Genomic DNA, 17,056 nt, shown 5'->3' with positions numbered 1-17,056 from the left:
GTTAAAGAAGTTGCAAAAGGGTATGACTGTGGACTTCAAATAAAAGGATATAACGAAATTAAAAATGAAGATATAATTGAGTTTTATCAGGAGATAGCAATCAAAAAGAAATTATAATATTTTTTTTGGTTCAATTATAAAAGCTCCTGGATATTTTTTTTTGACCAATTTCAAAAGATTAATTACTTTTTTATAGCTTCTATATGGCCCCATTTGAACTTTGTAATTTGGGGTTTCAAAAAAAATATTTGTAATTTCTTCAGGAAATTTCCATCGCATGATTTTTTTGATTTTTTGCGATTTAGAAAACTCTCCATTAAATAATTGAATATTGTAAAATTGAGTTGCATAAATATCTTTATTAACTTTTGTTTTTAATTCAACTAATTTTGAAATTAAGCTGTCCTGCTCGAGCTTAAGTAAACTTTCTTGAGAAAAGCAACTCGAGTAAGTCGTTGATATTAAAAGTGTTAAAAATAAATTTTTCATTTTTTTTTTGAATATTACAAATTAACAAAAAAATAAATTTTATCTCAATAAAAACATGCAAATCATCTTTGTAATTTAGAATCAATATAAATTATATATTTACCATTATAAACCTCTAAAAACACTTTAGCAAAACGTTTAACTGCCTTACTTTTGCCCAAGATTTGAATCATATTTTGCACAGATTAATTCATAAATCAGTTTTATCAAAGTTAGGCAGATTTTTTGGGCCCTTACTTTTTAATTTTTTCGCATTCATCTTTATTTTATTTCCTCAAATTATAGCATCACAAGAGCTAGATCCTATTGCTGGAAAAAAACTCTTCAATGCAAATTGTGCTGCTTGTCATAAAGTTAATAAAAAAGCTGTAGGACCAGCTTTGAAGGGTGTTTCTTCAAAATATGAAAAAGAATGGCTATACAGTTGGATTAAAAACAGTTCAGCTATGATAAAAGCTGGAGACGATCAAGCAGTTGCTATTTGGGAAGAATATAATAAAAGTGCAATGACAGCTTTTCCTCAGCTAAGCACTGTTGATATAGATAATATTATTGCATACACTGATTATACCCCTCCCGCCCAAGCAGTTGTAATTGGAAAATCTAATCAAATTTCAAATCAAAACTCAAGCTCAGGCATTGCAAATGAATTAATACTTGGAGCTTTAGGTTTCGTATTTGTAATTTTGATATTAATGCTAGTCTTAGTTCGTAGAACATTACTAAGAATTGCAAAAGTGAGTGGTGTTGATATAATTCCCAAACCAAAGCCGAAACGTATCCCAATTTGGGAAGCTTTTGTCCAGAATCAGTTCATTGTATTTGTTAGTGTAATTTTACTTTTATTGAGCAGTGCTTATTATGCTTACGGTTTTCTTATGCAAATTGGTGTTGACCAAGGATATATGCCAGTTCAGCCAATCCATTATTCTCATAAAATCCATGCAGGAGCAAATCAAATAGAATGTAAATATTGTCACTCTTCGGCCAGAGTATCCAAACACTCTGGAATACCATCTTTAAATGTTTGCATGAACTGTCATCAAAATATAGCTGAATATAATGGTGAGGAAGACCTTGAAAATGGCTATACTAAGGATTTCTACACCAAAGAGATTAAAAAGCTTTATTCAGCTGTAGGGTGGGACGAAGAAAATCAAGTTTATACAGGGAATACTGAACCTGTCAAATGGGTGAGGATTCATAACTTACCCGATTTCGTATATTTTAATCACGCTCAACACGTTATGGTAGGTGAGGTTAAGTGTCAGACATGTCACGGGCCAGTTGAAGAAATGGAAATAATGTATCAATATTCTCCATTGACCATGGGCTGGTGTATAAACTGTCATAGAGAAACAAATATTAAAGTTGAAGACAATGAGTACTACACAAAAATACACGAAGAGTTGTCTAAAAAATATGGAGTTGAAAAACTAACAGTTGCTCAAATGGGAGGCTTGGAATGTGGAAAATGTCATTATTAAATAAAGAAATATAAATTTAGCTTATGGCTATAAATAAAAAATATTGGAAAAGCGTTGATCAATTAGATCAAAACAACCCAATAGTGGCAAAACTTGAGCAAAATGAATTTCCTGAAAAACTTCCTCAAGACTTTAAAAAGGATGACTCCAAAATAGAAGATAGCTCATCTTCAAGAAGAGATTTCTTAAAATATGTAGGTTTCACGACGGCTGCTGCTACTGTTGCTGCCTGTGAAGGCCCTGTAATAAAGTCTGTTCCTTACGTAGTTCAACCAGAACAAATTAGACCTGGAGTAGCAAATTATTATGCTACCGCAATAGCTGATGGTTATGATTTCGCCTCTCTTTTAGTTAAAACTAGAGAAGGAAGACCAATTAAGATTGAAAGCAATCCAGACTCCCCTGTTTTAGGCTGTGCAAACGCAAGAGTCCACGCTTCAGTTTTATCGATGTACGACTCCCTTCGACTAAAAAAACCAAGACTAAATCAATCTGACATTAGTTGGGACAGCTTCTTGATTCAGTTTAAGGAAAAGTTGAGATTATCGAAAGAAAATAAAAAACCATTAGTTCTTTTAACACAAACTTTTGCGAGTCCCTCAACCAAACAACTCATAGATAAATTGACAACTAAGTATCCAAACATTACACATGTAGTTTATGATACCATATCTGAGTCACATGCTTTAGACGCCTATGAGAAAATTTACGGACTAAGAGGTTTTGCAGATTATGATTTCTCAAAAGCAGAGACAATTATTTCAATAGATGCAGATATTCTCGGAGATTGGCAAGGAGGAGGCTATGACGTCGAATATTCAAACGGAAGAATTCCTAGAAAAAACAATGGTAGCTCAAAAATGTCTTACCATATGCAGTTTGAATCAAACATGAGTCTTTCAGGTGCAAATGCAGACAAAAGAGTTCCCACCTCTCCTTCGGCACTTAAAAATGTTTTAGCTTTTATTTACGGCGAACTATCCAATCAAGAGGTAAAATACAAATTAGAACCTAATATTAAAAAAGCAGCATCTTTAGCTGTTAAAAAAATAAAAAATTCAAGTCAAAAAGCAGTTTTAGTCTCTGGTATTCAGGATAAAAATGCACAAGAATTAGTTCTTGTTATTAATTCTTTAATTAAAAGTGATGCTTTTGATAGTAATAGACCAAAACTAATTCGTCAGGGAAATTCTGAACAAGTAGATAAACTTGTTTACGATATACTTGATGATAATATTTCAGGACTAATAACAGTTGGTGTAAACCCAGTGAATAATCTGTCTGATGGGGTTGATTTGGGAGAGGCGATAAAAAAATTAGATTTTTCTGCTACTTTTTCATTAAAAATGGATGAAACTGCTTCTGTTTCTCAATTTGTAGGAGCATTACCTCATTACCTAGAGTCTTGGGGTGACTATGAGTTTAAAACAGGTCAATTTGCATTGGCTCAACCTACGATTCGTCCATTATTTGATACTAAACAATTCCAGAGTTTTTTAATTGAACTTTTAGAGCTGCAAGGAGTTGACGATTATTATTCATTTATTAAGAATTATTGGACAGATAATATTTTGTCAGGTATCTCATTTAGTAAAACTTTACATAATGGATACTTTACAAAAAATGACTACTACATAAACCCAGTTGAATTTAGTAGTTTAAAAGAAACTACTTATAATGCAAATTTGTTATGTGTTGATAAAGAAAAAGGCATCTCGTTAGTTCTTTATCCTAAAACAGGAATGGGTGATGGTCAGCAAGCCAATAATCCATGGCTTCAAGAATTTCCTGATCCAATAACAAGAGTTTCTTGGGATAATTATTTAACTGTATCAAAATTAGATGCAGACTCAATAGGAATAAAAAATGTCAATGTGGCAAATGGTGCCTTAAATGGAAGTTATGCTACAATTAATTCTGGAAAAGTAAAAATGATTGTGCCTGTTTTAATTCAGCCAGGTCAGGCTAAAGGAACAGCAGGCTTAGCTTTTGGATATGGAAAACGATTAGGTTTAAAAGAAGAAATGCAAGGGGGTGTTAATGCATATCCACTTTATCGAAATCAAAATAGAGTTCAAAAAATTTCTATTACACCCGCCGAAGGGTATCATGAGTTTGCCTGTGTTCAACTTCACAACACTCTAATGGGTAGGGGGGATATCGTTAAGGAAACTACCCTTGAGGTTTTTAATTCAAAAGATAAAGAGTACTGGAATCCTGTGCCTAAGGTTTCCAAAAATCATATTGAAACAAAAGTCACATCTCCTGAGGTTGATATGTGGCAAGGTTTTGATAGATCTATAGGGCATCACTTTAATTTATCTATAGATTTGAATTCTTGTACTGGTTGTGGTGCCTGTGTTATTGCATGTCATGCTGAAAACAATGTACCTGTTGTTGGTAAAACCGAAGTTAGAAGATCCAGAGACATGCACTGGCTTAGAATAGATCGCTATTATTCATCTGAAGACTCTTTTGAATCAGATAATGAAACAATTGATAACATTTCTGGATTAGGAGATTCGCTTTCAACTTTTGGAGAAATGGAAAATGCCTCTGAAAATCCTCAAGTAGTTTTTCAGCCAGTTATGTGCCAACATTGTAACCATGCTCCTTGTGAAACAGTATGCCCGGTTGCAGCAACCTCTCACGGAAGACAGGGCCAAAATCATATGGCGTATAACAGGTGTATCGGCACAAGGTATTGTGCAAATAACTGCCCATATAAGGTTAGAAGATTTAATTGGTTTTTGTACAATAAAAATGATGAATTTGACTATCATATGAATAATGATTTAGGTCGGATGGTATTAAATCCTGATGTTGTTGTTAGATCAAGAGGGGTAATGGAGAAATGTTCATTTTGTATTCAAATGACCCAAAAAACTATTTTGGACGCAAAACTAGAAGGAAGAGAAATTAAAGATAGTGAATGGAGTACTGCATGCTCAGATGCATGTGGTTCTGGCGCTATGGTTTTTGGAGATATTAATGAAAAAGAAAGCAAAGTATCTAAATTAAAGGAAAATGATAGAATGTATCATTTACTTGAAAGTGTAGGTACTAAGCCAAACGTTATCTACCAAACAAAAGTAAGAAACATAGATAAAACATAATTTTAGAAAAACAAAAAATATGTCATCTCATTATGAAGCGCCAATAAGAAAACCTCTTGTAACCGGAGACAAGTCTTATCATGATGTTACTTTAGATGTCGTTGCTGCAGTAGAAGGCAAAGCCAATAAGCTGTGGTGGATTGTTTTTGGTATTTCTTTGTCTGCATTTGCTTGGGGAGTTGGTTCAATGGTGTATACGATTTCAACAGGGATTGGCACGTGGGGACTTAATAAGACTGTAGGATGGGCTTGGGATATTACAAATTTTGTTTGGTGGGTAGGAATAGGTCACGCAGGAACGTTAATATCTGCAGTTTTATTATTGTTTAGACAAAAATGGAGAATGGCAATAAACCGATCTGCTGAGGCAATGACAATATTTTCGGTAATACAAGCTGGTTTATTTCCAATAATTCACATGGGTAGGCCATGGTTAGCATACTGGACACTCCCTATACCTAATCAATTTGGCTCCCTTTGGGTAAATTTCAACTCTCCATTATTATGGGATGTTTTTGCAATTTCAACTTATCTATCTGTTTCATTAGTTTTCTGGTGGACTGGACTTTTACCTGATTTTGCAATGATTCGTGACAGAGCCACTCGTCCATTTCAAAAAAAAATATATTCACTATTAAGCTTTGGTTGGTCCGGAAGAGCTAAAGATTGGCAAAGGTTTGAAGAAGTTTCATTGGTTCTTGCAGGTCTAGCAACTCCATTAGGTTTATCTGTTCACACCATAGTTTCTTTTGATTTCGCCACTTCAGTTATTCCTGGTTGGCATACAACAATTTTCCCTCCTTATTTTGTTGCAGGAGCCGTATTTTCAGGATTTGCAATGGTTAACACGTTACTTATTATAATGCGTAAGGTTTCCAACCTTGAAGATTATATTACTATTCAACATATTGAATTAATGAATATTGTAATAATGATTACTGGGTCAATTGTTGGTGTTGCTTATATAACAGAGTTATTTATAGCATGGTATTCCGGAGTTGAATATGAGCAGTATGCTTTTTTAAACAGAGCTACTGGGCCTTATTGGTGGGCTTATTGGTCAATGATGACATGTAATGTTTTTTCACCCCAATTTATGTGGTTCAAAAAATTAAGAACTAGTATTATGTTTTCATTTATCATATCAATTGTAGTTAATATTGGGATGTGGTTTGAAAGATTTGTAATTATTGTAACCTCTCTTCACAGGGATTACTTGCCATCTTCATGGACAATGTTTTCTCCAACTTTTGTTGATATTGGAATATTTATAGGAACAATTGGTTTTTTCTTTGTTTTATTTCTTTTATATGCAAGAACTTTTCCTGTAATTGCTCAAGCCGAGGTAAAATCAATTTTAAAATCATCAGGTGAAAATTATAAAAAATTAAGAGAAGCAAATGAGTAACGAGGTTTTACATGTTTTATATGACGATGATGACGTGCTAATGAAAGCAGTTAAAGACATTCGTGATAAAAAATATAACATAGAGGAGGTATATACTCCCTTTCCAGTTCATGGTCTTGATAGAGCATTAGGTCTTGGTGGAACTCGTATAGCTATAACTGCTTTCATATATGGGTGTATAGGACTTATCGTATCAATACTTATGATGAATTACATTATGATCGAAGATTGGCCACAAAACATTGGAGGTAAGCCTAGCTTTTCATATATACAGAATATGCCGGCTTTTGTCCCTATTATGTTTGAATTAACTGTCTTTTTTGCAGCACATTTAATGGTCATCACTTTCTATATGAGGAGTAGATTGTGGCCTTTTAAGAAGGCGGAAAATCCAAATCCACTCACTACCGATGATAAGTTCTTAATGGAGATTTCTATAAATGAAACTAATAAGAAAGACATTATCAGTTTAGTAAAAAAAACTGGAGCAATTGAAGTTAAAGTAATAGAAAAAAAAGACTAAGATGAAAAAACTATTTTTTGTTTTGATTTTTGCATTAATGATTTCTTTTGGGTCGTGTTCAAATCCTTCTAGGCCAAATTATCAGTATTTCCCAAATATGTATGAGCCTATTGGTTATGAAACATACGCCGACAGTGATGCTTTTTCAAATGGAATTGAGGCTCAAATTCCCGCAGAAAACACTGTTGCTAGAGGATGGGCTCCGTACGATTTTCCTGACACAAATGAAGGCTATGAAATGGCTAAAGCTAATTTAAAATCACCCATTGATCAAAGTGAAGAAGATTTATCCAATGGAAAAGAGCTGTATGGTATTTATTGTGCAGTTTGTCATGGAAAAAAAGGGAATGGCCAAGGAATTCTTATGACTCGAGAGAAATTTTTAGGTATTCCTAGTTATTCAGATAGGGAAATAACACCTGGAAGCATTTATCACGTTTTAATGTATGGTAAAAATGCAATGGGTTCTCATGCAGGACAGGTTAACGAAATAGAAAGGTGGCAAATCGCTCAATATGTTATGATGTTAAGATCAAATTTGATTAAAAAATAATAGAAAAAGTGAATTATATTTTTACAAAAAATATTAGAAATACCTCTTTAGCACTCATTTTACTTGGGGCTTTAGGTCTCGGTTATGGTTTTTTATCTTCTCCTTCATCTGTCTTTGAAGCTCAAAAAATGGTTTCAGTTTCAGATCACGGTGAAGATCACAAATCTTCATCTAATCACGATAAGAAAACCATGGACGAAACCCACCAAAATAATCATAGCTCAGAAAACATAGATCACAATAGTGAAACGGAATCTAAAGATCACCAGGTTGACCACGGTGAACACTTACTTCATCAACTTCAAAATAGACCATGGGCTGCATTATATGTTGCTGCTCTATTCTTTTTTATGATTCCCTTAGGAGTTTTAGCATTTTATGCTATAAACAGAGCTGCTCAAGCCGGATGGTCAATTGTTTTATTCAGAGTAATGGAGGGTATTACGGGATACTTGTTGCCTGGAAGTATAACAATTTTGATAATATTAATTCTTTCAGTAATGCATTTGAACCATCTATTTATTTGGATGGACCCTGAAGTAGTGGCACATGACGAATTGATTCAAGGAAAGTCAGATTATCTCGATACTACGTGGTTTTTAGTTAGAGCTTTATTTTACATGTCTGGGTGGAATATTTACAGATATATATCTCGTAAAATTTCTATATCACAAGATAAAGGAGATTATCTTAAAAATCATAAGAAAAACTTTCGCTTAGCTGCAGGCTTTCTGGTTTTTTATATTTACTCAGAATCTATGATGTCATGGGACTGGATCATGTCTATTGATCCACATTGGTTTAGTACATTGTTTGGTTGGTATGTTTTTGCAAGTATGTTTGTAACTGGAATTACAGTAATTGCCTTAGTAACTATATATCTTAAATCTGAAGGATATTTAGAATTTGTTAATGCGAGTCATATTCATAATTTAGGATTATTCATGTTTGGAGTTTCTGTATTTTGGGCTTATCTATGGTTCTCTCAATTCATGTTAATATGGTATTCAAATATTCCAGAAGAAGTAACTTATTTTATAACAAGGATAGAAGATTATAATGTGCCGTTTTTTGGAATGTTAGCTATGAATCTTGTTTTCCCATTTTTAGTTTTAATGAACAGAGATTATAAGAGAAGTAATTTTTTAATTGTAATGGCAGGAATTGTAATTGTATTAGGTCACTATATAGATGTTTATAATATGATCATGCCCTCAGCGGTTGGAGATCAGTGGTATTTTGGTATTCCAGAAATTGGAGGTTTTATGTTTTTTATGGGACTATTCATATTTTTCACATTTAAATCACTAGAAAAGGCTCCGTTACTTTCATCTGGGGATCCATTTCTGGAAGAGAGCAAACATTTTCACTATTAAATAAGTAAGAAAGTAAGATGACTATATTTTTAATTTTAATGCTACTTATACTTGTCACGGTTTCAATTTGGCAGGTTACAAAAATTATGGAGCTTTCTCAGTCTAAAGTTGAGTCTACTCAAATCGCTGATGATATTGACAACCAAACACAAGGAAAGTTATTGTTTGGTTTTTTAATATTCTTATATGGTTTAACTATATTTTCTTTTTGGATGTGGGGCGATGTTCTTCTTCCTAATTCTGCTTCTTTACACGGATCGGAGTATGATAATTTAATGTGGATTACTTTTTCTGTAATATTCTTTGTTCAAACTGTTACACAAGCCTTACTTTATTATTTTGGTTATAAGTATCGAGGTGAAAAAAGTAGAAAAGCACTTTTTTATGCTGATAATGACAAGCTTGAAGCAATATGGACAATTATCCCAACAATTGTTTTAGCTGTATTGATATTATATGGTTTATATACGTGGAATGATGTAATGTTTGTAGAAGAAAATGAAGATGCACTTATGGTTGAGTTGTATGCGCAACAGTTTAATTGGAAAGCAAGATATGGGGGAGAAGACAATGTCTTAGGGGATGCTAATGTCCGTTTTCTTCAAGATTTTGATGGAAAAAATCTTGTTGGTATTGATGCTACAGATCCAAACGGCCTTGATGATATTATAGTTCAGGAATTGCATTTGCCGGTTGGTAAAGAAATAATTTTTAAGATGAGATCACAGGACGTACTTCACTCGGCATTTATGCCACATTTTAGAGCTCAAATGAACTGTGTGCCAGGAATGATAACGGAATTTGCTTTTACACCAATTAAAACAACAGAGCAAATGAGAATGGAGCCAGACATAATTTCTAAGGTCAGAAAAATAAATAAAATAAGAAAAGATAATAATGAAGAGTTAATTGCAAATGGAGAAGAAGCGTTAGAACCTTATATTTTTGATTATTTGTTACTTTGTAATAAGGTATGTGGAGCATCTCATTACAATATGCAAATGAAAATTATAGTAGAAACAGAAGAAGAATTTAATAAATGGATAAAAAGTCAACAGACTTTTGCTGAATTCGTACAATAAATTTATAAAAACATGTCAACAGAATCAATAAACGAGCACGAAGAAGAACATCACCACAAAGAAACTTTTATTACTAAGTATGTTTTTAGTCAAGATCATAAAATGATCGCTAAACAATATTTAATTACTGGTCTATTCATGGGTTTTATTGGAATAGCTATGTCCTTGCTGTTTCGTCTGCAATTAGCTTGGCCTGAAAAACCTTTTGGAATATTCGAAGTTCTACTTGGTAAATGGGCTCCAGACGGCGTAATGGATCCAAATGTATATTTAGCTTTGGTTACTATTCATGGAACAATAATGGTGTTTTTTGTTTTGACAGCTGGTTTAAGCGGAACGTTTTCTAACCTTCTTATTCCTCTTCAAATTGGTGCGCGAGATATGGCTTCAGGATTTTTAAACATGGTATCATTTTGGTTATTTTTTGTTTCCTGTACATTAATGATTTCTTCATTGTTTGTTGAAGCTGGTCCAGCAGCAGCTGGATGGACAGTTTACCCCCCATTATCAGCTCTTCCTCAAGCTCAGCCCGGCTCAGGAACTGGTATGACGCTTTGGTTGGTCTCAATGGCTATTTTTATTGCATCATCACTACTAGGTTCTTTAAACTATGTTGTAACCGTAATTAATCTCAGAACTAAAGGGATGACCATGACTCGATTGCCATTGACTATTTGGGCGTTTTTTGTTACTGCTATAATTGGAATAGTATCGTTCCCAGTATTACTTTCAGCAGCACTTCTTTTGATTATGGATCGAAGTTTTGGAACTTCTTTTTTTCTGTCAGATATATTTATTCAAGGAGAAGTTCTTCATTACCAAGGAGGATCTCCAGTATTATATGAACATCTTTTTTGGTTTTTAGGACATCCAGAAGTTTATATAGTTTTATTACCAGCACTTGGAATAACTTCTGAGGTTTTAGCTACAAATGCTCGAAAACCAATTTTTGGATATAGAGCAATGATTGCATCAATTCTAGCAATCGCATTTTTATCCACAATTGTCTGGGGCCATCACATGTTCATATCTGGAATGAATCCTTTTCTAGGTTCGGTATTTACATTTACAACTCTTTTAATTGCAATACCATCTGCTGTTAAAGCATTTAATTACATTACTACCCTGTGGAAAGGAAATTTACAATTAAATCCAGCAATGCTCTTTTCAATTGGCCTTGTTTCTACTTTTATTTCAGGGGGATTGACTGGAATAATTCTTGGAGACAGCACATTAGACATAAATGTTCATGATACTTATTTTGTTGTAGCTCATTTTCATTTAGTCATGGGTATTTCTGCTCTTTATGGTTTATTTGCAGGAGTTTACCACTGGTTTCCAAAGATGTTTGGTAGAATGATGAATAAAAATTTAGGATATATTCACTTTTGGGTAACTGCAATCTGTGCATATGGTGTATTTTTTCCAATGCATTTCATCGGAATGGCTGGACTTCCAAGGAGATATTATACTAACACAAATTTCCCTTACTTTGATGACCTAGCAAATATTAATGTTGTTATTACTGTATTTGCTCTTATTGCTGGAGCTGCACAAATTGTCTTTCTTTACAATTTTATTCATAGTATGTTTTATGGTAAGGAAACTGAGCAAAATCCCTGGCAATCTAACACACTTGAGTGGACAGCTCCAATTGAACATTTTCATGGAAATTGGCATGGCAAAATCCCGCATGTACACAGGTGGGCTTATGATTATTCCAAACCAGGCTATGATAAAGATTTCGTGCCTCAAAATGTGCCATTAAAAAAAGGAGAAGAAGAACTTCAGCATTAATTTTTTTAAGATTTTAATCTTTTTTATTGTGCCCACATAAAATTGATATCTTTATCGGATGAATGAGAATCTTGATCCAACAAATGAACAATTTAATTCAGATGAACATGAATTTGATCGTGCATTAAGACCTTTAAGTTTTGATGATTTCGCAGGGCAAGAGTCCATTTTAGAAAATCTTAGAATATTTGTAGCTGCATCAAATGAAAGAGGTGATGCATTAGATCACACCCTATTTCATGGCCCACCTGGTTTAGGAAAAACAACCCTTGCGCATATACTAGCAAATGAACTTAATGCAGGTATTAAAATGACTTCTGGTCCAGTTATTGACAAGCCTGGTGATTTAGCCGGACTCTTAACTAACCTTCAGCCTAGAGATATACTTTTTATAGATGAGATACATAGGTTAAGTTCAGTTGTTGAGGAGTATTTATACTCTGCGATGGAAGATTATAAAATTGATATCATGATTGAATCTGGCCCAAATGCTAGAACAGTCCAAATCAATTTGAATCCGTTTACATTAGTTGGTGCTACTACTCGATCAGGTCTATTAACTTCTCCAATGAGAGCGCGTTTCGGAATTAGTAGCAGACTCGAATATTATTCAACAGAGCTTATATCTACCATAATTGAAAGAAGTGCTGAAATTTTAAAAGTTAAAATTAATCAAAAAGCTGCTATTGAGATTGCGGGTCGAAGTAGAGGAACTCCCAGAATAGCTAATAGTCTTTTGCGTAGAGTTAGAGATTTTGCTCAAATTAAGGGAGATGGGAATATTGATGTTGATATCACAAAATACGCACTAAAATCTCTTAATGTAGATGATTATGGCTTAGATGAAATGGATAATAAAATTTTAACCACTTTAATTGATAACTATAAAGGTGGACCAGTTGGAATTTCTACACTGGCAACTGCTGTTGCTGAAAATGGAGAAACAATTGAGGAAGTTTACGAGCCTTTTTTAATTCAGCAAGGGTTTATAGTCAGAACCCCAAGAGGAAGAGAGGTTACAGAAAAAGCCTACAAGCATTTGGGGAGAATAAAAAATAATCAAGAAGGATTATTTTAAAGTGAGGACTCTCTGATTACTAATTTTGTTTTAAATATTTTTTTTTCAAAGCTGAAATTTGTTTTATTTTTTCTAGAACGAATTTCTTTCAAAAAAAGTTTAAAACTCATATTACCCATTAACTCTCCGGGTTGATCCAATGTAGATAAAGATGGGCTTAGTTTATCTGAAAATGGCCAGTTGTTAAATCCAACTACTTTTACATCATTAGGTACATTAAAGTTGTTTTTTTTAAGACATTCAATTGCTCCAACTGCCGTGTAATCAGATATTGCAAAAATACCATCAAACTCAATTTTTTTAGAAATAAAATTACTAGTTGCTTCAAAACCCTGCTTGTCAGTCATTTTATCCAATACTACTACTAATTTTGGATCATAATTAATATCGTGATCCTCTAGGGCTTTTTTGTAACCTAAAAACCTGTCAATTGAAACTTGAGAGATTAGCGAGCCTCTATAATGTAAGATTTTTTTACACCCATTTTTGATTAAATGTTTAGTAGCTATATATGCAGATTCTTGATCATTAATAACAACTTTTGACGATTTAACAATTTTAGAAATTTTATCGATTTGAACTAAGACGACACCTTCATTTTTTATGTTTTCCAAGTAATCCAATCTATTAGTTTCTTGAGTAAGTGAAATAAAAATCCCATCCACATTTTGGCTCAGCAATTTTTCTACTAAAATTTTTTCACGATCACAAGAATCTTTTGATTTTAGAACTATTGTTAAATAACCTTTTTTTTCAGCTGAAGTTACAATTCCATTAATAATATTGCTAAAAAAAGGATGACTAATAAAAGGTACAATAATTCCAATTAGCTTGGTTTTTCGGGTTCTAAGAAATGATGCTTGAGAATTTGGAATGAAATTTAAATCCTTGGCAAGTTTTATTATTCTTTCTTTGGTTTTTGAATTAATGTCAGAGTATCCGTTCAAGGCCTTGGATACCGTTGATACTGATACATTTAATTTTTGTGAAAGGTATTTAAGGCTATATTTTGACATATTATTTGTATTGTTAATTGTTTTAAGCAATTAAATAGTTAATAATTAATGAAAAAAATAACTATTATTTATTTCTAAAACGTTTTCGTTGCAAATATAATTAGTTAGTTGCTAAATGTGAAATTTATGTTAATTATTTAGTGTAATATTGAATATCAAACTTTTAACTTAAACATATTTAAGAATGAAAAATAATTTAAAGACTTCATTCCTTACCTTTTTGGCTACGCTATTAAGTATAGGAATGTATGCTCAGACGGTCAATGGTACTGTTGCGAGTGATGATGGGCCACTGCCTGGTGCAACGGTTCAAGTAAAAGGTACTGACAGTGGAACAAGTACAGATTTTGATGGTAACTACACTATTGAGGCATCGTCCGGTGATGTACTGGTGGTTTCATTTGTTGGATTTGCAACTGTTGAAGTAACTGTTGGAGATCAAGATCAAATTAATGTAAACCTTACCCTCGATAGTGAATTAGAGGAAGTTGTTGTTACTGGTTATGGTTCTCAACGTTCAAAAGAAGTAACTTCAGCCGTTGTAAAAGTAGATGCTGAAGATTTCAATAAAGGAAATATTTCTGATGCAGCTCAATTATTACAAGGTAAAGTTGCTGGTCTTCAAGTATACAACCGTGGTGGTGATCCTAACGCTGCCGCAGTAATTAGATTAAGGGGTATTTCTACAGTTGGAGCCAACGTGCAACCATTGGTTGTTATAGATGGTGTTGTAGGAGCTTCTTTAGCTAATGTTGATCCTTCAGATATTCAGACTATTAACGTTTTAAAAGATGGATCTGCATCTGCTATTTATGGATCTAGAGGTTCTTCGGGTGTTATTTTAGTAACTACTAAAACAGGTAAAGAAGGAAAAATTTCCCTTAATTATTCTGGACAACTTGGAGTTTCTGAGGCAATGAATACAGTTCAAACCATGCGTCGCGATGAATTTATTGCTGCTGGAGGAACTGATCTTGGTGCTGACACAGACTGGACTGCCGCTGTAACGCGTCAAGCAATCACAAGAATTCATAACATATCTGCATCTGGTGGTTCAGGGGACACTTCATACAGAATTTCTGCTAACTTCAGAGATGTACAAGGTATCTTGATAAGCTCAGACTTTAATCAATTTAACACTCGTCTTAACTTTACTACAAGAGCTTTAAACGACAAGTTACGTTTAACTGTAAATACTGCTTTTACTAGTAGAAAACAAAATAATGGAGACATGGAGTCTTTAAAGTATGCAGTTTTGTATAATCCAACCGCTCCAATTTTAGCTTCTAACTATACAGGCGTCTTTAATGGAGATCAGTATGGTGGATATTTTGAAACACTTGGTTTATTTGATAGTTACAATCCTGTTTCTATTGCCAAACAACAAATCAATCAAGGAGATAAAACCGAATTAAACTACAGTGTAAATGCAGAATATTCTTTTAGTGAGAATTTTGCAATTAATTTAAATGCTGCGAGTCAGGTTAGTAAATATTCTAATAGACTTTATAATCCTACTACATTGCTTCGTGGAGGAAATGCAGCTTCTCCTATAAGAAAAGGTTCTGCAAATTTTTATGATCAAACATACAGTTTTAAATTATCAGAGGTTTATGGAAGATACAATGGTCAGTTTTTAGGAAATGATCTTGTTATTACAGCTGGGTATTCTTACCAAATGCAAAATTTTAACGACCATTCTGTTACCCTTGGAGATTTTCCAAATGAAACAGAAGCAGGAATTAGTTTCATTAATGCTATAGAATATTCTCAGGACTTATTAGGAGCCGGATTTATTGGGGCAGATTCTAATGCTACTCCAGATGAGAAAATCATTGCATTTTTTGGAAGAGTTAATTATAATTTAGGTGATGCAATTTTCCTTAATGCTTCGCTCCGTCGAGAGGGCTCTACCAAACTTGGAGCCGAAAATCAGTGGGGTCTTTTTCCTTCAGCTGGTTTAGGTGTTGATTTAAATAATTACTTAAATCTTGGAGTTGACAAATTTAAAGTTCGTTTAGGATATGGAGTAACTGGAGCACTTCCAGGTCCAAATGGATTATCTAGACAAATCCGAGGATTTACCTATGCTAGTGCAACGGGAGGTGGATCATCTTCTCCATCGCGTGATGCTAATCCAGATTTAAAATGGGAAGAAAAAGCAGAAACGAATCTAGGATTGGAATATCGAAATGGAAAACTAGATGCTACTATAGATGTTTATACTAGAGATATTTCTGATTTCATTTTAAATCGTCAAGTTGACCAGGCAATCTATCCAACAGGTTCGAGATATGAGAATGCAGGTAAGTTAAATACTCAAGGAGTTGAAGTAGCTCTTAATTACCAGTTGACCGATAACTACAATACGGGTCTAGTTCTATCTACTTATAAAACAATATTAGAAGAATATGTCAACAATGCGGAGATGAGAGCTAATCTTGGTGCGCCTGGGCAAAACTCTACAGCTACGATTCGAGTTAAAGTAGGAGAAGAAATTGGAACTATATGGGGTCCCATCCATGAGGGAGTTTCAGGTGGTAATAATGTATTTGCCGATGTTAACGGAGATGGAACAATAAATGTTGGTCAAGACCAGGCATTAAATGAAGATGTCGATTTTGCAGTACTAGGTAATGGTACTCCAGATCTTGAATTAGGTTGGACAAACCAATTAACTTTTGGATCATGGTCAGTAAACGCATTCTTTAGAGGGGCATTCGGACACAGTTTAGTTAATACGTTCCGTGCTTTTTATGAGCCTAGAATTTCTACGCAGAGTTCATATAATTTTGTGAATACTGAGTTGGCTCCTGAGGGATTAACTCAAGCACGTTTTAGTTCATTGTATGTTGAAAAAGCTGATTTTTTCAAATTAGACAACCTTACAATAACTCGTGACATGGATGTAAGTTCATTAAATGGTATTGATTCAATGCAAATTTCATTGAATGCTCAAAATCCTTTTGTTCTTACAAATTATACAGGTCTAGATCCTGAGCCTTCATTGGTTGACATAGGAGAAGATACAGGTGGTAATTATGATGTATTATCCCCCGGGATAGATCGTCGTCGTAGCTACTTTGCTTCACAATCTATGACTTTAGGTATAAACATCAAATTTTAATATA

At 33.6% G+C, this 17,056-nt stretch carries 11 protein-coding genes and 1 pseudogene; 10 read left to right on the top strand and 2 right to left on the bottom strand.

What is annotated here, in order from left to right; all coding sequences use genetic code 11:
* Positions 1–111: 111 nt before the first annotated feature.
* Positions 112–489 carry an SPOR domain-containing protein gene (locus tag AC3ATN_RS01965; protein WP_487531535.1) on the bottom strand — a complete coding sequence of 126 codons (378 nt, stop codon included), beginning with the start codon at positions 487–489 and terminating at the stop codon, positions 112–114.
* A gap of 164 nt (positions 490–653) precedes the next feature.
* On the opposite strand from AC3ATN_RS01965, the gene AC3ATN_RS01960 reads away from it, so the two are divergent.
* The 9 genes and pseudogenes from AC3ATN_RS01960 (at position 654) to ruvB (ending at position 12,909) form a co-directional block, all read left to right on the top strand.
* Positions 654–1,976 (top strand): c-type cytochrome, encoded by a 1,323-nt coding sequence (locus tag AC3ATN_RS01960; protein ID WP_487531534.1) that lies wholly within the window; start codon positions 654–656, stop codon positions 1,974–1,976.
* A 23-nt stretch (positions 1,977–1,999) separates the two neighbouring features.
* On the top strand, positions 2,000–5,092 hold the full coding sequence (locus tag AC3ATN_RS01955) for a TAT-variant-translocated molybdopterin oxidoreductase (RefSeq protein ID WP_487531533.1): 3,093 nt from the start codon (positions 2,000–2,002) through the stop codon (positions 5,090–5,092).
* Positions 5,093–5,111: 19 nt separating this feature from the next.
* Positions 5,112–6,497: pseudogene (nrfD, locus tag AC3ATN_RS01950) on the top strand (NrfD/PsrC family molybdoenzyme membrane anchor subunit); the annotation flags it as partial.
* Positions 6,493–7,023, top strand: coding sequence for a DUF3341 domain-containing protein (locus tag AC3ATN_RS01945; protein ID WP_487531532.1), 531 nt, complete (start codon positions 6,493–6,495; stop codon positions 7,021–7,023). The pseudogene nrfD and the gene AC3ATN_RS01945, both read left to right, overlap by 5 nt.
* Position 7,024: 1 nt before the next feature.
* The gene (locus AC3ATN_RS01940; protein ID WP_487531531.1) at positions 7,025–7,576 is read left to right on the top strand and encodes a c-type cytochrome; all 552 of its coding nucleotides are present in this window, start codon (positions 7,025–7,027) and stop codon (positions 7,574–7,576) included.
* Between the two features lie 8 nt (positions 7,577–7,584).
* The gene (locus AC3ATN_RS01935; protein ID WP_487531530.1) at positions 7,585–8,952 is read left to right on the top strand and encodes a quinol:cytochrome C oxidoreductase; all 1,368 of its coding nucleotides are present in this window, start codon (positions 7,585–7,587) and stop codon (positions 8,950–8,952) included.
* 17 nt (positions 8,953–8,969) lie between these two features.
* Complete coding sequence (locus tag AC3ATN_RS01930; protein WP_487531529.1) at positions 8,970–10,034, top strand: cytochrome c oxidase subunit II; 1,065 nt, start codon at positions 8,970–8,972, stop codon at positions 10,032–10,034.
* 12 nt (positions 10,035–10,046) lie between these two features.
* Positions 10,047–11,831 carry a cytochrome c oxidase subunit I gene (locus AC3ATN_RS01925; RefSeq protein WP_487531528.1) on the top strand — a complete coding sequence of 595 codons (1,785 nt, stop codon included), beginning with the start codon at positions 10,047–10,049 and terminating at the stop codon, positions 11,829–11,831.
* A 58-nt stretch (positions 11,832–11,889) separates the two neighbouring features.
* Positions 11,890–12,909 carry a Holliday junction branch migration DNA helicase RuvB gene (gene ruvB, locus AC3ATN_RS01920; protein ID WP_487531527.1) on the top strand — a complete coding sequence of 340 codons (1,020 nt, stop codon included), beginning with the start codon at positions 11,890–11,892 and terminating at the stop codon, positions 12,907–12,909.
* Here ruvB and AC3ATN_RS01915 read toward each other — a convergent pair.
* A complete protein-coding gene (locus tag AC3ATN_RS01915; protein ID WP_487531526.1) occupies positions 12,906–13,925 on the bottom strand; it encodes a LacI family DNA-binding transcriptional regulator in 1,020 nt (339 codons plus the stop codon). The two genes, ruvB and AC3ATN_RS01915, sit on opposite strands and share 4 nt — an antisense overlap.
* Positions 13,926–14,109: 184 nt before the next feature.
* Between AC3ATN_RS01915 and AC3ATN_RS01910 the strand changes: the two genes are divergently transcribed.
* Positions 14,110–17,052: a SusC/RagA family TonB-linked outer membrane protein gene (locus tag AC3ATN_RS01910; RefSeq protein ID WP_487531525.1), complete on the top strand. Its 2,943-nt coding sequence runs from the start codon at positions 14,110–14,112 to the stop codon at positions 17,050–17,052.
* The last annotated feature ends 4 nt before the right edge of the window (positions 17,053–17,056 follow it).

This window comes from Candidatus Marivariicella sp. (assembly GCF_983056325.1).
The sequence above is the reverse complement of the archived record's forward strand: the minus strand, read 5'-3'. Positions and strand labels throughout refer to the sequence as shown.